At 47.8% G+C, this 19,461-nt stretch carries 26 protein-coding genes and 1 tRNA gene; 6 read left to right on the forward strand and 21 right to left on the reverse strand.

Going from position 1 to position 19,461, the window contains the following annotated elements; translation table 11 throughout:
- Positions 1 to 59: 59 nt before the first annotated feature.
- The 19 genes from LQ777_RS10660 to LQ777_RS10750 form a co-directional block, all read right to left on the reverse strand.
- Positions 60 to 1,565 (reverse strand): hypothetical protein, encoded by a 1,506-nt coding sequence (locus LQ777_RS10660; RefSeq protein WP_232562502.1) that lies wholly within the window; start codon positions 1,563 to 1,565, stop codon positions 60 to 62.
- Positions 1,540 to 2,058, reverse strand: a complete 519-nt coding sequence (locus LQ777_RS10665) for a hypothetical protein (RefSeq protein WP_232562503.1) — start codon at positions 2,056 to 2,058, stop codon at positions 1,540 to 1,542. The genes LQ777_RS10660 and LQ777_RS10665 overlap by 26 nt, the downstream gene beginning before the upstream one ends.
- A 53-nt stretch (positions 2,059 to 2,111) precedes the next feature.
- Positions 2,112 to 2,612: a hypothetical protein gene (locus tag LQ777_RS10670; RefSeq protein WP_232562504.1), complete on the reverse strand. Its 501-nt coding sequence runs from the start codon at positions 2,610 to 2,612 to the stop codon at positions 2,112 to 2,114.
- A 37-nt stretch (positions 2,613 to 2,649) separates the two neighbouring features.
- Positions 2,650 to 3,048 carry a M15 family metallopeptidase gene (locus tag LQ777_RS10675; protein WP_232562505.1) on the reverse strand — a complete coding sequence of 133 codons (399 nt, stop codon included), beginning with the start codon at positions 3,046 to 3,048 and terminating at the stop codon, positions 2,650 to 2,652.
- A 194-nt stretch (positions 3,049 to 3,242) separates the two neighbouring features.
- On the reverse strand, positions 3,243 to 4,298 hold the full coding sequence (gene arsB / locus LQ777_RS10680; protein WP_232562506.1) for an ACR3 family arsenite efflux transporter: 1,056 nt from the start codon (positions 4,296 to 4,298) through the stop codon (positions 3,243 to 3,245).
- Positions 4,291 to 4,728: an arsenate reductase ArsC gene (locus LQ777_RS10685; RefSeq protein ID WP_232562507.1), complete on the reverse strand. Its 438-nt coding sequence runs from the start codon at positions 4,726 to 4,728 to the stop codon at positions 4,291 to 4,293. The genes arsB and LQ777_RS10685 overlap by 8 nt, the downstream gene beginning before the upstream one ends.
- 2 nt (positions 4,729 to 4,730) lie before the next feature.
- On the reverse strand, positions 4,731 to 5,540 hold the full coding sequence (locus LQ777_RS10690; protein WP_232562508.1) for an arsenite methyltransferase: 810 nt from the start codon (positions 5,538 to 5,540) through the stop codon (positions 4,731 to 4,733).
- Between the two features lie 62 nt (positions 5,541 to 5,602).
- Positions 5,603 to 5,929 carry an ArsR/SmtB family transcription factor gene (locus LQ777_RS10695; RefSeq protein ID WP_232562509.1) on the reverse strand — a complete coding sequence of 109 codons (327 nt, stop codon included), beginning with the start codon at positions 5,927 to 5,929 and terminating at the stop codon, positions 5,603 to 5,605.
- A 183-nt stretch (positions 5,930 to 6,112) separates the two neighbouring features.
- Complete coding sequence (locus LQ777_RS10700) at positions 6,113 to 6,571, reverse strand: hypothetical protein (RefSeq protein WP_232562510.1); 459 nt, start codon at positions 6,569 to 6,571, stop codon at positions 6,113 to 6,115.
- A complete protein-coding gene (locus tag LQ777_RS10705; protein WP_232562511.1) occupies positions 6,568 to 6,900 on the reverse strand; it encodes a hypothetical protein in 333 nt (110 codons plus the stop codon). The genes LQ777_RS10700 and LQ777_RS10705 overlap by 4 nt, the downstream gene beginning before the upstream one ends.
- A 75-nt stretch (positions 6,901 to 6,975) precedes the next feature.
- On the reverse strand, positions 6,976 to 7,335 hold the full coding sequence (locus LQ777_RS10710) for a hypothetical protein (protein WP_232562512.1): 360 nt from the start codon (positions 7,333 to 7,335) through the stop codon (positions 6,976 to 6,978).
- Positions 7,336 to 7,450: 115 nt separating this feature from the next.
- Positions 7,451 to 7,780 carry a hypothetical protein gene (locus LQ777_RS10715; RefSeq protein ID WP_232562513.1) on the reverse strand — a complete coding sequence of 110 codons (330 nt, stop codon included), beginning with the start codon at positions 7,778 to 7,780 and terminating at the stop codon, positions 7,451 to 7,453.
- A gap of 19 nt (positions 7,781 to 7,799) precedes the next feature.
- Entirely contained in the window at positions 7,800 to 9,245 is a 1,446-nt protein-coding gene (locus tag LQ777_RS10720; protein ID WP_232562514.1) for a hypothetical protein, read from the reverse strand.
- A complete protein-coding gene (locus tag LQ777_RS10725) occupies positions 9,242 to 9,547 on the reverse strand; it encodes a hypothetical protein (RefSeq protein ID WP_232562515.1) in 306 nt (101 codons plus the stop codon). The genes LQ777_RS10720 and LQ777_RS10725 overlap by 4 nt, the downstream gene beginning before the upstream one ends.
- A gap of 83 nt (positions 9,548 to 9,630) precedes the next feature.
- A tRNA-OTHER gene (locus LQ777_RS10730) sits at positions 9,631 to 9,704 on the reverse strand.
- Between the two features lie 72 nt (positions 9,705 to 9,776).
- Positions 9,777 to 9,959 (reverse strand): hypothetical protein, encoded by a 183-nt coding sequence (locus LQ777_RS10735; protein WP_232562516.1) that lies wholly within the window; start codon positions 9,957 to 9,959, stop codon positions 9,777 to 9,779.
- On the reverse strand, positions 9,959 to 10,177 hold the full coding sequence (locus tag LQ777_RS10740) for a hypothetical protein (protein ID WP_232562517.1): 219 nt from the start codon (positions 10,175 to 10,177) through the stop codon (positions 9,959 to 9,961). Before LQ777_RS10740 ends, LQ777_RS10735 begins: the two co-directional genes overlap by 1 nt.
- Positions 10,178 to 10,226: 49 nt before the next feature.
- The gene (locus LQ777_RS10745) at positions 10,227 to 10,523 is read right to left on the reverse strand and encodes a hypothetical protein (protein WP_232562518.1); all 297 of its coding nucleotides are present in this window, start codon (positions 10,521 to 10,523) and stop codon (positions 10,227 to 10,229) included.
- A 161-nt stretch (positions 10,524 to 10,684) separates the two neighbouring features.
- Positions 10,685 to 10,978 (reverse strand): hypothetical protein, encoded by a 294-nt coding sequence (locus LQ777_RS10750; protein ID WP_232562519.1) that lies wholly within the window; start codon positions 10,976 to 10,978, stop codon positions 10,685 to 10,687.
- A 60-nt stretch (positions 10,979 to 11,038) separates the two neighbouring features.
- Between LQ777_RS10750 and LQ777_RS10755 the strand changes: the two genes are divergently transcribed.
- From LQ777_RS10755 to LQ777_RS10780, 6 genes are all read left to right on the forward strand, one after another.
- Positions 11,039 to 11,371: a hypothetical protein gene (locus tag LQ777_RS10755; protein WP_232562520.1), complete on the forward strand. Its 333-nt coding sequence runs from the start codon at positions 11,039 to 11,041 to the stop codon at positions 11,369 to 11,371.
- A 135-nt stretch (positions 11,372 to 11,506) separates the two neighbouring features.
- Entirely contained in the window at positions 11,507 to 11,974 is a 468-nt protein-coding gene (locus tag LQ777_RS10760) for a helix-turn-helix domain-containing protein (protein WP_232562521.1), read from the forward strand.
- 283 nt (positions 11,975 to 12,257) lie between these two features.
- Entirely contained in the window at positions 12,258 to 13,481 is a 1,224-nt protein-coding gene (locus LQ777_RS10765; RefSeq protein WP_232562522.1) for a phage integrase SAM-like domain-containing protein, read from the forward strand.
- Positions 13,482 to 13,599: 118 nt separating this feature from the next.
- The gene (locus LQ777_RS10770) at positions 13,600 to 15,387 is read left to right on the forward strand and encodes a tetratricopeptide repeat protein (protein ID WP_232562523.1); all 1,788 of its coding nucleotides are present in this window, start codon (positions 13,600 to 13,602) and stop codon (positions 15,385 to 15,387) included.
- A gap of 190 nt (positions 15,388 to 15,577) precedes the next feature.
- Positions 15,578 to 16,153 (forward strand): recombinase family protein, encoded by a 576-nt coding sequence (locus tag LQ777_RS10775; RefSeq protein ID WP_232562524.1) that lies wholly within the window; start codon positions 15,578 to 15,580, stop codon positions 16,151 to 16,153.
- Positions 16,154 to 16,182: 29 nt separating this feature from the next.
- Entirely contained in the window at positions 16,183 to 17,001 is an 819-nt protein-coding gene (locus tag LQ777_RS10780; protein WP_232562525.1) for a S1 family peptidase, read from the forward strand.
- Between the two features lie 308 nt (positions 17,002 to 17,309).
- Here LQ777_RS10780 and LQ777_RS10785 read toward each other — a convergent pair whose 3' ends face one another.
- Positions 17,310 to 18,815: a hypothetical protein gene (locus LQ777_RS10785; protein ID WP_232562526.1), complete on the reverse strand. Its 1,506-nt coding sequence runs from the start codon at positions 18,813 to 18,815 to the stop codon at positions 17,310 to 17,312.
- Positions 18,799 to 19,332, reverse strand: coding sequence for a hypothetical protein (locus tag LQ777_RS10790; protein ID WP_232562527.1), 534 nt, complete (start codon positions 19,330 to 19,332; stop codon positions 18,799 to 18,801). The genes LQ777_RS10785 and LQ777_RS10790 overlap by 17 nt, the downstream gene beginning before the upstream one ends.
- Positions 19,333 to 19,461 lie beyond the last annotated feature (129 nt).

The raw sequence follows: 19,461 nt of genomic DNA on the forward strand, positions 1-19,461 counted from the left end.
TCGGTAATTACCGGGAGAGAAAATCCCGAATATATGAAAGGGGGGTAGCCGCGTCGGCGTTAGAGGAAACGAATCTCTTTACCCTTACTCTTCCGCCGTCCGGCTGTCGAGTATTTAGCGTAGAGAATATAATCGAAGCAGTCAGAAAGGTGAGTTGCGTATGCCTGGTCGATCGAGCTTTCCTCCGAGCTTTTATCTTTCTCGAAACCGGTTTTGATGGGTGAGTTCTGGATGGAGATGATCAGCGCCTTGCAGGTGTTCTGGTTGATGCGCACTCTTGGATACTGATCACTTGACTCGATCAGGATCTTGTCGATGAGATTGAACTTATCGATGTGATCAGGATTGAAGCGAATAACCTTGTCGATGACCTTCCAACCCTTAGCCTTGAAGACATCAATGGCTTGCTCATAGAGTGTCTTCTTACTACCAGCACTCTTTGACTTGCCATAGGCATCACCAAATAGAATGATCTCCTTCTTAGTGTGATGATCATACGCATTGACAACCATGTTACACAGCGTCTCTACCAGGGTCTGGTCCTGGGCCGCCTGCTTAGCGTATAGGCTATTAATAACCCGGAGTTCCTTGGGGTTCTCCTGGCAGATGATCACGCTACAAATACCAGCGTTAAAATCGAACGACATTTCCAGGGGCTTTCCTGGGTTGTGGTCGCTGAAACTGGGCATCCAGATCCCGGACGCATTGGTGTCGTACTTGAAGGTGTTTGCCGAACAGTGTTTATCATGCTCGAAGGAAGGATAATAACAGTTTGGTAGCTTGGCAATGCGCTCATTCATAACCTCAATACGAAAGGCCATCGGTGACAGAATTGCCTCCTGTTCCGTTTTGTAATTGGGGTGAAGCATGGGATTGTCATCACAATTACCCTCGATAAAAAAGTACTTCTTGGGGTCCCGCTTCATGAGCTCCTCGGTTTTAAACACCCATTTTCCAGACTCATGCCAGGGATTGGAGGTGAAATCGTAGAGCGAATTGTGCATGAAGTTGCCGACAAACCGGTGCGTATTGGCCCGGTAGAGCATCGGCATCAGGATCTTGTTGATCCAGTCTTCTTTAAAAAGCGCCGATTCATCGACCAGGCCACCGTCGTAATTACCCCCCCGGTTCGCATCGGGATTTTCAAAACTGAGCAGCTGCAGACAAAAGCCGGTAATGAACGTAATGCACCGATCGTAGGTCTTGGGCGCTTTGAAGGGCTTAGGCCAGTGGGATGGCGGAGCCTTGAAAAGCACGTAATGACCCAAACCGGTTTTCTCATCGTACTCTTTCCAACCAATGCCGGCGAAGGCGTCGGCCATATCGACGAGCACGATATTGAGCAGCTGGGCAAAGGTCAGCCCGGCCAGAAAGAACTTGGCCCGGCCCATCATGCGGGCGAAGTAGCCAATGCACACCAGTAGCAAAAAGGTCTTACCAAACGCCCGGCCGGCCAGCAGCGTTTTGCGCTGAGCCTCGGATTGGAGGAAGATCAGCTGCTTGGGAAACACGTAAGTCATGTTTGCCCGCTGGGTGACGTTACTCAACGACTTCGGCTTCTCCATCTTCGACTTCGTTTTTCAGAATGTCCAATGCGGCCAGATCCGAGGTGAAAATCATGTTGGGTTTGGGCAGATACAGCCTTGGATCAGTGAACTCGGCGTTTTTCTCCAGCAGCCCCTGCATTTTGGCGGCTTTCTGGAGCACGTTGGCAGCGGCTTCGTACTCGCCGTCGAGTTCCAGCTTAGCGGCTAATTCTTCCATGCGCGTGACGTAGATATTGCGCTTGGCGTCTTTTTTGGCCGATTTGGCATTGGCGAAGATTTCCTGACAGTCGCGCACAATGTTGTATGCCTGGGACTGACTCAGGTTGTAGGTACCCACGGCCATAATGGCCTTGACGACCTGGCGTTCGGATAAGCCATCGCAGAGATGCGAGTAAGCGAAGAAGTATTTTTGGAACATGGCCAGCTCCTTCTCCTCGAGCGGCCGATCAGTCATGAGATGGTCCCGGTAACGTTCGAGCCGATCTTCTTTGAAAACCTCTGGTAGCTGCATAAAAATAAGTTTTTTAGCAAGTCTACCAGAGGCCCCGGGGTCAAAAAAGGACGTTAAAAAGCGGCTTCCAGGCTGTCGATCGTGCGCGGATTAAGCCAATAGTTGACCCGCCGAAGTGAGTCATTTTCCCGGTGCAGTCGAATGGTCCGCAGTTCAAACGAGAGCGAGTCGGCTTCATGGCTTTTCTCAACAGCCAGGTTCACCACGTCGCGCAGCGCTTCGACGTCCGATGGCTGCTGGAGTGACGCCAGGTTGATCACCACGAGGGTGCCCACGGCCGTCATTGTGCCGACCGAAACTTCACGCAGCAGGTTTTTAGTGGTGCCCAAATGGGAGGTTGTTCCCTTCAGGAAGTTCACCACGATATTCAGTATACCAGGCCCATGATCGATAGGCTGCTGATGGGCTGTTGTTGGTCGAGTTGGGGGCGGTGGTGGTTCGTGCCCTTCCCGGATCACCCGGCTGGGTGGCGGCTCAGGTGGTAGCGGTAGTTTGTTTGCTATTGGCGGAACTGCATGGCCAGCTTCTGGCCACTCGGCAGGTGGTTTAGACATAGGAGGTGGCGTTGTGGGGATAGAGCCGTTAACGAATTCATTTTTTCGGGATGAGCTTTTTCCAGTCCGTTAGCTCGAAGTGCGGCCGATCCATGATCGACTTGAAGTTGCCGCCCCAGGTGATCCCCTTCGTTTCGAGCAGATAGGGCGCAAACTGGTCGAACCACTTATCGGTATAGATCACCACACCGGTTTTCATCAAAAAGGCGATATCGAACGCCAGCGATGGTTGGTAGTTGTGGGGGGATTCGCCAGCCCGGGCATTGGTGACCTTAGGCTTTTGCTTAAAAAGGCCGTCCTGCTCTTCGTTGGAGCGGTACGTGCACGTTAAAAAAGGTTGGGGTAATTCTGGGTGCAGGAGCGCCCATTTGGCTTGGGCTTTGCCCCATGCGTAGGCAAGAGCCGGGTGTAAATCGTTGATTGATCGAGATGGCATTGGCTTTTTTATCAAAGTTGCCACCTGCTTACCCAGGCTAAAAGGACACAAAAAGCCCGCCGGTTAGGGCGGGCTTTTTGTGGCTTAATGTACTTCGTACCCTTGTTCTTCGAGTTTAGTAGCCTCTTCGCGGCTCGTTACATACAGGTAATCCTATTAGAGTAATAATATAATCAAATTAAGCTTTGCCAAATTCACCTCACATGGTGGGGCTTATTGTAGCTGGATTCGAAGCTAGGCTTCTGCTTTAAAGCAAAATTGACAAGTAAAATCAATACCGGCACCTCGATCAGCGGCCCGATTACGGCCGCAAAGGCTGCGCCGGAATTGACGCCAAACACGGCGATGGCAACCGCAATACCCAATTCAAAATTATTCCCGGCTGCGGTGAAAGCCAGTGACGTTGATTTTGAATAATCAGCGCCGGCACGTTTCGACAGATAGAAAGCCGAAAAGAACATGATGGCAAAATAGATCGTCAGGGGGATAGCGATACGCACTACGTCCAGCGGTATGGAGACGATAAGCTGCCCTTTCAGGCTGAACATGACGACAATTGTAAACAGGAGCGCCACAAGCGTTATAGGGCTGATTGCCTGCAAAAAGGTCTGTTCATACCATGGATGGCCTTTAAGCCGCGTCAGGATGATACGGGAGAACAAACCACCCAGAAACGGGACACCCAGATAAATAAAAACGCTCTGCGCTACTTCGCCAATCGTGATGTTCACCTCGAATCCTTGTAGACCGAACAGAGGCGGCAAGACGGTAATAAACACATAGGCATAGACTGAATAGAACAGCACTTGAAAAATGCTGTTGAAGGCGACCAAACCAGCCGCGTAAAGCCTGTCACCGCCAGCCAGATCGTTCCAGACGATCACCATCGCAATACAACGGGCAATGCCGATCATGATGAGGCCGGTCATGTATTCGGGCTTATCCGGCAGAAATATCACGGCCAGCCCGAACATGAGCAAGGGGCCAACAATCCAGTTTTGCAGCAAGGAAAGCCCTAGAATTTTAGTGTTGGCAAACACTTTCGGCAACTCACTATAACGCACCTTCGCCAAAGGTGGGTACATCATCATCACAAGGCCAATGGCTAAAGGGACGTTGGTTGTGCCGGAATTGAACTGATTGATGAACGTCTGCGACTGCGGGAAAAAATAGCCGATGGCAACCCCTAGCAACATCGCAAGGAAGATCCACAGTGTCAGGAAACGGTCTAAAAACGACAGTCTAGGCATGAACGGGGCCGCTGGCGGTTAAATGCTGCTCGATGAATTGGCGGCTGTATGCCTTGATCTCGTCGCGCACCTGACGGAATGACGTTAAAGCGTCAATTCCGGGCTGGTGGCCGGGGTCGGTAAAACTATGATGAATTTTCTTGGCCGATGATGGGAAGATCGGGCATTGCTCACGGGCGTTGTCACAAACCGTTATCACATAGTCAAACGGAATGGCGGAGTATTCGTCGGCGTGGTTTGACGTATGGTGAGATATATCAATGCCATCTTCGGCCATGACCTGCACGGCCAGCGGATTAACTCCGTGCGGAGCCACCCCCGCGCTATAGACCTGGGCGCGGTCGCCGGCGAAGTGTTGTAAATAGCCCTCTGCCAATTGAGAACGGGCGGAATTGCCAGTGCAAAGCACTAGGATTTTTGTCTGGTTCATGGCTATTTTTCGGCGTAAACGGTGATGCTGTAGATGCCTTTATCCTCCTGGCGATAGTCGGCGATTTCATCGGCTGACAGATAGTTTTGCAGCACATCATCCGGCAAACTAATTTCTCGCTCTTTTTGAATAATGATGTTTGTAAATCCGGTCTCCTGCACCAATTGTAGATAAGCGTCTTTCTGAATGGCTCCCGATACGCAGCCAACGTACATTTCGGCGTCATGCTGCAAGCCTTCGGGTAGGTCGCCTTTCAGCACAATGTCTGAAATGCTGAAATGACCGCCTGACTTCAATATGCGGTGCGTTTCGGTAAAGGCTTTTTGCTTGTCAGGGACAAGGTTCATCACACAGTTGCTCACCACCACGTCAGCCAGATTTTCAGGCAGGGGCATATATTCAATGTCGCCATAAACGAACTCGACATTGGAAAAGCCTAACGCTTTGGCGTTCTGGCGGGCGCGGTCGATCATGGCCGGCGTCATGTCCAGACCGATCACGCGGCCAGTTTCGCCGGTCTCGGCACGGGCCACAAAACAATCATTGCCAGCGCCGGAACCCAGATCTACAACAACATCGCCGGCTTTGATCTGCGCGAACTGTGTCGGCAGTCCACAGCCTAAACCAAGATCCGCTTCGGCCACATAGCCGTTCAGGGCGTCATATTCTTGCGCCATGACTATAGGCACGTTGGCACTTATCTCTGGACCACAGCAAGACGTTGGGCCGCAGCAGCTTCCGGTTTCGGGCTGCTCGGCAATCGCGCCGTATTTCTGGCGCACGACTTCCTTGATTTGTTCGGCTGTTTGCATGATTTTGTCCTTATTGGTTTATTGTGATATTACGATGATCGTGGTCAAAAAAAGCCACGGATTTAACAGCAAGTGGCCCCGACGACTGTATCTAATAATGCGCCAAAGGTGTGCCGTGCTTCTTCCCAAACAGGCGGATTGATGCAGTAGCAGACGCGGGGCGGGTTGATTTCGCCCTGAATGATGCCGATGCGCTTGAGTTCTTTCAGATGCTGTGAAACGGTTGCCTGTGCTAGGTCCAACTCGTCCACCAAATCACCACACACGCAGGCTTTTCGCTCGATCAATAATTGCAGGATGGTAACCCGTGCCGGATGGGCAAAGGCTTTTGCCAGTTCCGCAATGCGGTTCTGCTGCTCGGTGAAGATTTCGGTTCTAGTCACTCCCATGTCACAAATATAACAAAGAAAATGTTTATTGTAATATTACGATTAGATTTTTATAAAGAGTAATCCGACTCCTTAAAATCCTGAGAAAGCCGGCACACCGCCCATTTTGACCCCGAAGTGTCATCAGTGTACCGGCAGCGCTCAGCCTGGTGGCGCTCTGCTATGATTGATCATAAGTAGCGATTAATAAACAACTCGATAGGCCGACGTCGACGCGTAAAAGCCGAGTAGTGCCGGGTCGAAGGGCAGATCCTGCTGATCAACCCAGTACTGCAATTCTTTTGATATAGATATCACTTGCCACGGAGTCAAGTGACCAAATGATTCAATGCGAAAAACGCGCAGCATTTCGCAGAAGTCATACGTGCTCAAATCGAAGCGATCCATCTGATCAGCGCATTGTACATGCCGAGTGTAGTTGAACCGGGCTCCGGCAACCTGCAGTAATTTTCGGGCAGAATAAACGTAGAACGATCCCCCTTTGAGCCAGTAGTGATAATCGTACCAACGTCCTTCGTAGACAGCCACGCACTCGTTATTAAGGCAGAATTCAATCTTAGCCGCGATGGTCATCCGGTTGTCGCTTTCGTCCCGGATCTGGGCGAAGATGTGGCAGGTGAGTGGTAAATCAGCAATCATCATTTGGGTGATTTAGATTTCCAGTTTAATTGCACTCGCTTAGCCGTTCCATTCTCTACTTTATCCCACATTTTTTCTTCAGGGGTTCGCGGCCGATCGGCTTCTCGATCTTCCAAAATGCGGGTGATAATCTTGATCCGCTTCTGGAGCCACTCTAGTGGCGGCCGGTGGGGATCTCCCTGGCAGGCCGCATCATAATGCTGCTCGAAGCCGGCTCGTACCTTTTCCAGCAGGGGTGTGGGATATTGGCCGTAGAAGCCGAAAGTGGTAATAGCAATGTTGTCCCTGAATTTTTGCTCGATTTCGGCGCGAAAAGTTTTCAGATCAGCCATAATGACTAGTTTTGCCGGTGAAACATCAGTACCTGATCCCCCGCCCGGTTCGCTCCCGAGGCCGGGGGATTTTTATTATTTATCAATCAGTTCGCCAATCACGTGCGGCTCAGCAAAGGGATCGCGGTAATCGACGATGGCTTGATCCAGTTTGCCGAGCAGGATCTGTTGATGAACTGTCAGCTTTACACGCAGCATCTCCTGATGAAGTGCCAGGGCAATTACGCGCTTCAGGCCCAGTCGATATTCCTTATCCGGTTGTCGACAACTCCAGTTCAGCAGGCGCAGCGTATTCCACGTAGCCAGGTAATCCATCAGGATGATCATGTTCGTCGACTGGTGGACCAGTGGTACTTGATTCTGATACTCCGTATGCCAGCGTAGAAACTGGACCATAACCTGAAACTCAAGGCGGGTTAATTTTAATGAGATCATTTTCGGGCTGTTTACGATGAAAAACGAGAAGATCTACGACGCACAAAAAACCGCCTTCATTCGCTCTATTCGGGGGTTTTCTGAAACGGCTCTGAAAAATCAAGTGGAAATGATCCTATTGCTGCCAGCCTCCTTTGTCTTTAATAAACTGGCAAATCTTATCGCCCCGGTTGCCATCGAAATTGTAGAAGATAGCGGCTTCGTCGACCCGGCCGGACCAGCCTTTTGGCGTTTCCTCTTCGACCATCTTTTTGAATCGTTGCACCCAGTAGCGCTCGTTTCCGTACTGCCATTGGTTTTTGTAGTCGATATCCCGGCTGTAGAATGGCCGTTTGTTACCATCGATGAACCGGACGTGTAGAACAACACAGGCGTGTTGCTTGAGTGGATCGGCGTTCCGGGCTGGAGCCGGAGTAGCTTGGGGGGTGTTTGGAATTGATTGCATGTGAAACATCAGTTAATAATTAATTTTTGAAATTCTTGGTAAAGCCCGGGGTTAAGTGCGGCTTCTGCTGATCAAGCGTAGCGGCTATCTGAAGGAATCGGGTATGAGCATCCGGGCCTAGCTTTTGCACCTTCGCTTCCAGATGCCGATAAGCCTCAATGTAATTTTTTTGCTGGATGGCTTTAGGGGCCTTGCCAACCCGGTGGAGCTGTAGGTGGCGAATAGCCAGGTTAATAGCCTGAGTGACTCTTAATTTGATTTGTTGAGCCTTATTGGCTTGGTACCAGGTATCTGTCTGGATAAATCCTCGCTGGTTTTCCTGGTCGAAATAGCCGGTGCCGGGCCGGAGCTGCGCGTAGGGGGCAGGTACCCACTTGTCCGGGTTGCGGGAATAATAACCGGCGGCAATGTCGATTCGCTGATAAAGGGCAGCCTGGTAGGCATCCCATTGCTTTTCGGTCAGGTCGTTGTCCGCACAGTTGTAAACTCCTTTCCAGATGGCATTGAGCGTCAGGCGTTCTTCGTTCTCGGTGAAGGTCTTAGCCGCATACAGTTTTTGCTGAGCGTAGCGCCAGAAGCTACGGACGTAGCCGTGCAAAATGGCCTGTCGCTGGTCGGGAGTCCGGTTGGCTTCGGCCTGAGCATCCAGATCCGCTTTGGTCATCCGGGCTTTTAAGCGTTGTCCGAGGCCGGGCCGGGCCACGTCAGGCCGCCCCCCCAGTGCCTGGTTTCCAAAAGGTAGCTGTTCCGTTTGTCTGCCATTTTGGCCGTGGTTTGGTGCGGGCCGTTCGGTGTTGCCTTGATTTTCGTTGCCTTGCTGAATTTGGTCGTTGCCTTGTCCACATTCGTCCGCTTTATTTATTTCAGTTTCTTTAGTTCTTTGATTTGAACTGGCTTTATATGCGGTAAAATTTGCCGTTTGGGCCAAAATTGAAGCGATTTTATGGGGTTCGGAAGCGCTTGATTTTGAGCTATCCACGGCCGGTTGTGGATAAGGTTGCGCCGTTACAGCATCAACAAGGCGCTCAGGCTGAAATAACAGCGTAGGATCGATCCAAATCTCGAAAGCGTGTTTAGAGCCACGGAACTTATAATCGGTTATGAAGCCCAGTTTTCGAAGCGTAGCGAGGTGATTATAGGCCGTTTTCTCGGCGATTGTGCGTTGCATCGCCAGTTGCGGTCGGCTCAGCCGGAGCGGGGGAAGGCCGGCATCGAAAGCAGGCTGGCCTACGGTCTTGAGTAGCTTATGATGCTCTCGGATGTAATTCTTGACCAATCGCTCCAGCGTTGCTTCAACCGAGCCAGTGACGGCCTTCGGCTTGCGCTGATATTCTACTTCCTGACCGTTTATAACCTTGGTGAAGGTCTTGGCAGGCATGGCCTCATTGAGCGCCCGGGTGCGATTATGAACCCGGCGTAGCGACGAGGTCTGGCAGATCACTTTGGTGTAGTCGATCTCGATCATCGCGTCATGAATAATTCTGGACCATACCCGGGACCGAAGCCTAAGCCCATGGCGTCAATATTGGTGAGCACTTTCCGGGCATTAAACGTCAGCGATCCGCCCTCCTTATCGTAGGCAGCAATTGAACCATCGGGACTCAGAAACAACGATCTTATTCCATCCGTAATAGCGAACGTTCTGAAGAGACCACAACTGGCTATTGTCTCGACTGGGGGAGCGTAGCCGAAGGCAACAGCAAACAGTGTTCTTGATTCATCATCGGTCAGCGTAATTAGCTCCCGTTTTTGGGTTTCGGCAATCATGGCACTTCTAGTTTAAGCGTACTTCTGTCAAAGACTAGCCCCCTTGGGAGGGGCTAATTGGGGGTGGCACTGGCCTACTTCGGTGGTGATCTGGGCAGGATTTGAACCTGCGTCCTTCGCGGAACACATCGACGCTCTACCGCTGAGCTACCAGATCATATCTATGGGTTTTAAGGAATGCCGGGAGCAGTGCTCCCGGCTTCAGTTGTCTATCTTTACCGTTAAATACTTACCTTAATATGCTGGCTTGTTGGGATGGTGCCAGCTTGGGCAACTCGTCTAGGAGTTTGTCGATCCTATTCTGATTCTGCTGAATTTTCAGCATCAGATTGGCTTCCCGCTTCTTAGCAAATCGCTTCTCCAGTTCTCGAGTCTGGCGTACCAACTCGATAAATTGTTCTAGTCCTCCCATTACTGTTGCTCGTTTAGGTATTCTTCTTCAGCCAGATCAGCCATTAAATCCAAGAGTATGCCTACAAAGCGACCACCCAGCAAAAGTCGTATTCCCTTACGTAGCTGCCAGAACTTATCAGCCCGGCGTCGGCGTCGTACCACTCGGTTTGCTAGCCGAGATTTTGCGAAAAACTGCTCGTAGCTTGCCAGATCCACCGGCGTCCGAATCGGCTTCATATCTGTGGGGCGAAAATGCTCGGGGTTTGTGACATAGTATAGGACAGATTTAGGCAGCACCAACTTGGATCTGTTGGCCAATTTTCGTGTGAAACGTATTGTAGATTTCGAGCCGCTTCAGCCGGAGGGCTTTTAGCTTGTTTACCAGCAGCTCATACTGATCCGTGCCGGGCTGTGCCATCTTCTGCCAATACTGGAGCGTATCAATACGCTTCTCAATCAGCTCGATGAGTTGTTGCCGTCCGCCTTTCGATATCGATTCGAAACCCGTCAGGGCAATCAGATCGTCGGCCGAAGGACCGAGCGACGTAGGTTGTGGTGTTAGCAGGGCCTGTTGAGCGGTCATCTGCGTTGATGGTATAGGTTGAAAACAATCAGTGTTACGGGTTAAGTGTACCGGGCCGGAGACCAGCCCGGTACTACTACTTCTATCCACACCATTACCTCCAGGCGGTTTTAGGTTCAGCCTGAAGGTCTGCCGGAATAGTGGCAGCTCTTTATCAGCCGTTAAGCTGTTATAAATGGGTCAAAATGAAGCCGGACAATGCGCTTTAATTCTTCTTCCTGTTCGTCGGCTGTCCCAATGAAAAAATCATCGCTCACGCCTAAATGACGCTTGAAAATAACTCCGGCTCGAAATGCAACTTTGCCTAAATCTTTTCCTGGCTTACTGATATTCTGTCGGTAATGCTCCCACAAACCTACCTCCTCCAGATCATGCTGGATCGTCGCCCGTTTTTCTTTCGAGACAGCTGCTGGGAGGGCATCCAGCAGGCGTTCTATTGGATTTGAGTCTGTCATAGAAATAGTATCTTGCGACCGTAGAAAAATCTGAAAGTGATAAAATCTCAATATGAATCCATGAACAACGCTGAAGCACAGAAGAACAAAATCCAGTTGGATCATCAGGCGTACATGCTAAATTTTTGCCAGGAACAAATGCGTGTAAAGGATGAACAGATTGGTAAATATTTGGCCCTGATGGAGACCATGACTAACAATATTGTTTCGCTGGCCCGCAAAAATGAGATACAGCATAAGTTCATCGCCGAACTAGGCGTGATAATTAAAGACCTATGCGAAAAATTAAATATTGATCCTGCCACTGTTATAAAAGAATACGTTGAGGTTACTAATGATCCGGCTCAGCCTACCAATTCTAGCAAAGACGATTCCGATCAAGTTTCACTTTAGTTTAATTATCGCCGATTACACAGTTTTTCTGTTTGACAATGGCCTTTTTGATAGAAAACTATACCTTTGATACAATCATCGCACAATTATAATAAACGTAATATTAAAAATTCAACTTAAGCTAAAATATATTTTATGCTACAGGAAGAATTAAATGAATATGCTACCAGACTAGAGGCTATAAAGTCTAGGTTTAAAGTCAGAAATACTGATTTGGCAAGAATTGCAGGGGTTTCTGATAACTCAATTAGTAAAATTATGAGTGGGTTGACTACTTCGCCTGATGTTAAAACTTTAGCCAGGATTGCAAGAAAATTCAACTTAAGTGGAGATTGGTTGTTCTTGGGAGAAGGGCCGATGATTAGGGAAGAGGTGCCAGATAACTCCTTAAAGAGGGGCCTCCAACTAAGGGACGAACTTATAGCCCAACTCCAGAAGGAGCTTTGGGGAAAGTTTGAGGGTGCCATCTTCCAACCAATTTCCTCGGATGAATTAGACTATCAAACGGCAATGCGCAATTATTTACAGTCAGTTTTTGAGCAGCCGTTTATGCAGTCTGTTTTTTTGCCCTATCCGTTGGCAAATTTGGTGGCACCCCGTTAACTCAAGAGGTTAACAGGTTGAAAATTTAGACGTTAGCAGAAAGCCTCACAGTTCCTCGCTCTCTGCATAGACCGTTTAATTATGACGAAGTGCCCGATAAATAACCTTTTATCGGGTTTTTTTGTGCTTTTTCTCACCCAATAGCGACTCATTAGTACGCATAACCTCCTGTTATTTATACTTGTTGGCACTTCTGCTGGCACTTAATTTCTCTGTTGGCACCCCTACCTTTTTGTAAAATGCCTCTAGTTATGCTGGTCTAACCAGACCATAACAAGACGCAATGAAGATCAACCGTATGGAAGTTAACTACTGGCTCCACGATTCGAAAATTCAAGGCAAAGCACAAATTTATTGTAACATCACAGTGAAGGGTGAACGGGTTGAGATCGGCTCAACGGGCATCACCATCTACCGCGATCACTGGAATGCAGCTGCCCAACGCATTACCAAGCATGATCATAAAGCGCAGTTTAAGAATGAACAGCTTGCCGCTCAGGAACTGCAATTGATGGCCATCTTTACTGATTTGTTTCGCAAAGAAAAAGCCATTACTGCTGGCAAGATCAAGCGCCTATGGAAGAAAGGAGGGGATACCACGTCACTGCTTACTGCCTTCGATATGTTTCTCAAAGACGTTAAAACTAACCCGGATTGTAGCGACGGAACCTGGGAAGCTTATGACGACTGCCGCAAAAAACTAATTGACTTTCTAATCTCGGAGAAGGCACTGGATCTACCCACTGAAGACTTCGACGTGCCCTGGCTGAAAAAACATCGTAAATGGATGAAGCTAATTCCCGTTGGTGATAAGATTGGTCATGCCGATAGCTATATCAGAAAGCACAGCCAGACGATCAAACAGGTAACAAGATGGGCAAAAGCCAACCACCTGGCTGAACACAATAGCCTGGAAGGCTTCAAGATTCCAAACGCCAAGTATCCCGATCCAATTTTTCTGACAGATGAAGAATTCGACCGCCTATTGAAGTATCGCTTTAATAATAAGTATAAGCAGGAGGTCGCCGATCTATTTATTATTTACTGCCGAACAGGCTTTCACTACGGCGATCTTAAAGATTTTATTGATCAGTATCAGACGGCTCTACAACGGGGTATTGACGGTAAGCCCTGGTTGATCAAAGAGCGGATCAAAACGGAAGTGACGGCCAGGGTACCTCAGTTCAAAGAAGTAGACGCCATTGTTGAGAAGTATGGCGGTTGGGAGCGGCTGCCGGTCAAGTCGAACAAGACCATGAACGACTGGCTCAAGATCATTGCTGCCGAGTTGGGTTTTCATCCTGATCTATCAACAAAGGCAGGACGTAAAACTTTTACAGACTGGTGTTATAACACACTCGGCCTAACCACCGAAGCAGTCAAAGTGATGCTGGGCCGGAAGTCCGAGAAAGGTTTGGAAGTATATGGCCGACCCGACGAGCGCCGGGTGATCGCCGAGCTAAAGCAAAGCCAAGCATTTCAAGAGGAATTGAAGAAAGCCTCATAACACGAGGTTTTGTCATACTTTCAAATAAGCTCCTGATTGCTCAGGAGCTTTTATTATATTAGAGACATTTCTATAAGAAAAGTTATTCTTACGATAAGTAACCATCTCTTTATCATAAATGGAGTCCACACCCGAACAAATCATTCGACAGGTCGAGCAGCTTTTAGAGCAAAATGAATACCAAGAAATCAATACCATCCTAAACGACAAATTATTATCGCAGTATAATAATGCTCTCTTATATGCATGGCGGGCCAAAGCGTATATAGAGGTAGGCGATCTAGAAAAAGTATTTATCTATGCCCAAAAAGCAATTGACATTAATCCTAAATCGGCAGTAGGCTATTTTATGAGAGGTGTTGTCTGGTCTGAAAGAAAAGAGTATGACAAAGCGATTGCGGACTTCAATGAAGTTATTCAACTAGACCCAAACATTGATAAGGCGTATTCTAATCGTGGGCTTGCATGGTCTAATAAAGGAGAAAATGATAAAGCATTTGCCGACTATAACGAAGCCATCCGAGTAAATTCAAATTATACAATTGCTTACAGTAATCGAGGTACTATCTGGTTTAGAAGAGGCGAGTATGACAAAGCGTTTGCCGATTACAATAAGGCCATAGAATTAAACCCAAGGTATGCGTTGGCTTACAGTAATCGAGGTAGTGTTTGGGTTAATAAAAAAGAGTATACTGCGGCGCTTGCCGACTATAATAAGGCTATAGAACTAAAACAAGACGAACCAGATACGTATTTTAATCGAGGAGTTGTTTGGTCCAGAACGGGAGAGTATGACAAAGCGCTTGCCGACTATAGTGAGGCTATACGGCTAGAACCAAGCTATGCCACGGCTTACATGAATAAAGGCGACCTCTTGGCTAGTAGGAAGGAATACAATGAAGCAATTATTTACTACAAGCGCTTTGTAGAGTTAATTAATAACCCCGAAGATTATTATCATCAGGTTGCTTTGTCTAAGATTGAAGAGCTAAAATTTAAGATTGAGAACGCTTGGTATGACGAACTTGATACTATCGTTGATAATATAAAGCAGTTATTGTTATTCGATGATCCCTGTTTAACCCATTATACTAGCTTGTCAGGCGCTCAGGCTATGATTCTGGAGAATAGTGCATTTCGATTATCAGAAGGAGCTTTCCTGAATGATACTTCGGAAGGGCGGGAATTATTCCGTTACCTTTCTTTTGAAAGTACGAAGCGGGCTGCTGCTGACGAGACCCTAGAAGAATTATTTGCTGAAAGACCATTCATCGGGAGTTTTGTTGCAGATAATAAACATAATGATTTGACTTTATGGAGAATGTACGGGAAAGAAGCACAGGCGGAAGCCAGAGGGTGTGCTTTAACAGTATATAAAACAGATTTCATAGATAATATAAAAAAGAAAATAAGCCCAATTGATATTACACCAGGGGTTCAGCCGCGGAATGAGGAGCAATTTACTTTTTACAACGTAGCCTATTTATCAAAAGAAACATTCATCGTTCCCGGAAAGAGTAATATAATTATTTCTCAACTAAATAACCTTATGATTGATTTGCGAGACAGAGTGTCAGTGTTAACTGAAGAGCAGAGTGTCAACGTAGTAAAACTGTTGAATGATATAGCTTATTTGTTCAAAAGCTCGGAATATCAATATGAAAATGAAGTACGGCTAGTTGTACAAGGAGTGGGCTTTGTAAAGAAGATAGATAAAAAATTTATTCCACCTAGAGTTTATATAGAACTGATCGATATAGTCCCCGCATTAAATAAAATAACGTTAGGTCCCAAAGTAGAACGGGCAGACGAATGGGCAGCTGCTTTTAACTACCATATAAAAGCCCAGCGAAAAGATCGTGAGGAAAAAGTAGATATAATTATATCTCATTTACCATTCAAATAATCTGCCAAGTTTGGCCTGCCAAAAATAACTACCCGGCTTCGGTAATTGTGTACAGTATTCTAATGGAACTACTTTGTTCAGAAAAACGGGGTCAACTGAACACGCAATATTGAACGAGTATTCTGGACACAATACTAAGCATTTGGGTGGTTATCTTTGTGTTCACCATACCGGTCGTTATCCTGAACACATGAGAATAGGCTACGCCCGCGTTTCGACGCTCGATCAGAACTTGGATATGCAATTGAACGCACTCCAGAAGGAAGGGTGCGGCCTAATCTTTCAGGAAAAAATCTCCGGCGCTAGCCACCAGCGTCCCGAACTCGATAAAATGTTGCAGCAACTTCGCGCTGGTGATGAAGTGGTGGTCTGGAAACTTGACCGTTTAGGCCGTGATCTGTCGCACCTGGTTCAGCTGGTCAACGGATTTTCTGATAAGCATGTCACGTTTTGCAGTCTCAATGACAAGATTGATACCAGTACACCCGCCGGCAAGTTGATCTTTCACATCTTTTGCAGCCTAGCCGAGTTTGAACGGGCGCAAACCAGAGAGCGCACAATGGCTGGTTTAGCAGCCGCGAAACTGAAGGGCAGGGTAGGAGGTAAGCCCGCTGGCCTGAGCGAAGAAGCTCAGAAGGTCGCCCGTATTGCTGAGTCGCTGCACAAGGATGGCCACGCCATTAAAGTGATTGCTGAGCAGCTAAAAATTTCCCGAACGACGGTATATAAATATTTGGATCATCGCGGTGTGCGTAGGCAACCATAATAATCGATAAAGGGTTAAAATTAATTGTAATGAAGTTTGTAATATATCTATCTCTATTAATAATGTTGACAAGCCCTAGTCCTGGACAATCCCAACCTGGTGAAGCAGTAGACCCGATTAGTGTTCGAAGTCTGAAACTTGAAATAGGATTTGACAATCAGTTATTAGGTACTGCTACTGGCTTTATCGTTCTTCATAATTCAAAGCATTATCTGATTACCAATTTGCATGTCGTTTCTGGCAAGGATATGTATCAAAATAATAAAATATCTGATCCAAATGGCAGAACCCCTAATATGCTGAATATATGGCATCACGCTTCTAAGCTAGGCAGTTGGCTTGTAAAAAATGAGCCATTGTATGAAAACGGAAAAAAGCGCTGGCACGAAATAAGTGTAAATGGACAACTTGCTGATGTAGTTGCTTTACCCTTGTCTTATGTAGCTAATGATATAATGATGTATCCTTTTGATCTTGATCTTGACCAAACCGATATGGTGCCAATACCTGGAATGCCTGTACAAATAGTCGGCTTTCCAGGCGGCATGTCAGCAGCTGGCCTATTTCCTATTTGGAAAACAGGTCATATTGCGAGTGACCCCGATACGAATTTTAATGATTGGCCAGCTTTTTTGATAGACGCAACAACACGAGGTGGAATGTCTGGATCACCTGTAGTCTTGCGGTTGGGCGGTGGTTATAAAACCCACGCAGGATTAGAAGTTGTTGGTCATTCTGGCTTTAAAACCCTTTTTCTAGGCATCTACGCTGGGCAAAGTCAGCCAAATGAAGTAGGAGTTGTTTGGAAGCCTATCGTCATTCGACAATTGCTGAAATCAATAAATTAATCTCACTGACGCTCAAGTAAGAGATATTTATTTGAGCGTCAGTGCGTTACAAAAGTTGCACTGTTTTTGACTTGAAAAACGGATTAAATAGCTGGAAAAAAGCACGTTAACTTTCAAAAACAGCCATTTTTCGACACCTTTTTCTTAATTGACCCCGCCCTTTATCATTTTGGAAATTTCCATTTCCAATTTTTTCGAATAGCTGAAAGCCCAGTAACACCCGAAATTTTTTGGATCGGGCATCACTGGGCCTGGTGGTGTCAGCTCGCGCACGTCGAGCGGTCTGTTCATCGATATCGGTCAGGCTGCTACCAGAACTCGATCTCGAAGTCTTCGTTGGCGCGGGCTACTCCGGTCTTCATGCGCCGGATGATGTAGTAGTCGACCGTATCCGATAAGTGCGTGGCCAGCTCCTGATCAGCGTCACCCGACTCGCTTGACTTGTCCTTCTCGTAGTTCATCTTGATGGGACTGTTCTCCATCGATATCACCGTGGCCTTAGCCTTCACCCCATCGATACGTACCTTGAACAGGTCATCGCCTTCGTGCTGCTCGCCCAGTACCTTGTTGATGTCATTGTGCTTGGTTACGTGTAATGGGTTATAGGTGAGTGGTGCTAGTACCACATCCCAGCCCGCCCCATCTAGTACAGCATACACCTGCTCATACATCGTCTGCTTACTGCCTGCTGACTTGTTGTGGCCATTGCGGTCGCCGGTTAGAACGATCTTCTTTTTAGCGTGCCCAGAAAAACGCTCCACAAATAAAGCCGCCCAGGCTTTGGCCATCGAGTTATCTTCCCCGGCCTCTTTCACAAACACGTTATCCACCAGACGCCCGTATATCATATCCTCCTGCCACAATGTAGCACTGGTAAAATGGGCGTTAAAATCCAGGCTGGCTACCAGCTCCTGCTTGGGGTTATAAAACAGGTTGCCATCGAGCGTTAGCGGCTCGTCTTCGTCGTGATCTTCCAGCACGTGCTTCTCACGAGTCAGGGCTGGGTAGAAGGTTTTAGGCAGCTTGGAAATTCGCTTGCCTTCGACTTCCACTTCAAAGACCATTCGGGTCAGGATTTTTTTAAGCCCTGCTATATAATCCTTTGGTAAAAACGCCTGGTTATCCAGCGTCTTTACTTCCTGGTAGAAATAATCGTTGGGCTCTTTTTTGGCGTTGGCTTCAATTTCGTACATCCACTGGCCTTCGGGCGTCCAGGGCGGAGACGAAAACACGAAAAACGAGTGGTGTAAAAAAGAGTCAAATTTTCCAGGGTTTGCCCGAAGGGTGGGCAATACGACGGTTAGCCAGGCTTTCTTAAAATTCAAGCCTTCGTCGACAACGTACATATCAAAGTTAGCGCCCCGGTTTTCTTCGGACGCCATTTTGAAGCCTTCGAACTCGATGGTAAAACCGTTGGCAAAACTGATGCAGTTTTCCCAGTTGTCGGGCGCTTCATAGGCACGATCAAAACTCGGCGGTGGCTCCCGCCAGAGCACGTATTCACCCGCTCCGGTTTTCCAGTCATACTCGAAGCAGTTCCACCGTTTCCAGCCGGCTTTTAGCCCCGACGTTAGCTTCGATTTTGCTTTGGCTACGGTCTTTACGCCCCAGCCGCACTTGGCCATCGGCATTTCTTCAGCGGCTAGTTTAAGCAGATCGGCGAGCGTGATCGATTTGCCCGATCCACGCCCGCCGACCATACCCACCATTTTATAATGGTGGGTCGTGACCGCATTCAGGAAAAGCCCTTGTTTTTCGTTGACCTCCAGTTCGATCTCGTCCTGGTTTTCAACTTCACTAGCTGATGACTTCATGGGCGATATCTTCGACTTTTTTGGGTTCAGCAGGGGCCTGGCCAATGTTGATTGTTTTGACCTTGATGGTCACCTTAGTTGGCTTTTTCTTCGATTCGACATCAACTTCCTTCTGGTTGTCGTAAGCGCCGTCGATTTTGGCTGCTTCCTTCAGTAGTGCAGCCTGGGCTTTGAAATCACCCATGTCGCCCGCATTTTTCGCGGCCTGGCGAAACATTTCGGAGTAAACAGCCTTGATGCCATCTTTATCACGGGATAGACGCAACTCGGCAAACACCGCGTAAGCCAGGGCTAAGATTTCCCGGCCCCGGCGCTCCTGAAGGCGAAAAATGCGTTTGATGCGGGAAAGCACCTGGCCATCGCTGAAGCCTTCGCGTAGCCAGGATCGGACGGCTTCGATGCGCTCGAAGTTTTCGGCCTGGGTCGTTGTCAGATCGGTGTCCGGATTGAGCAGGAATTTTTGATAGATGCTCAGCTCTTCCTGCACCTTGATTAGGTACTGATTGTGCTCTCTCATGGATGATTGATCAGGTAGTTTTATAAGAGGATCAAAACGATGGAAAAAATTTTGCGCTTTCTCAGAAAAGGCCATTCATTGCGTGGAAATGGCCTTTTTCTTAGCTTCCAGATCCTAGCTTTTTTGTGG

This window comes from Spirosoma oryzicola (genome assembly GCF_021233055.1).
Taxonomy (GTDB): Bacteria; Bacteroidota; Bacteroidia; order Cytophagales; family Spirosomataceae; genus Spirosoma; species Spirosoma oryzicola.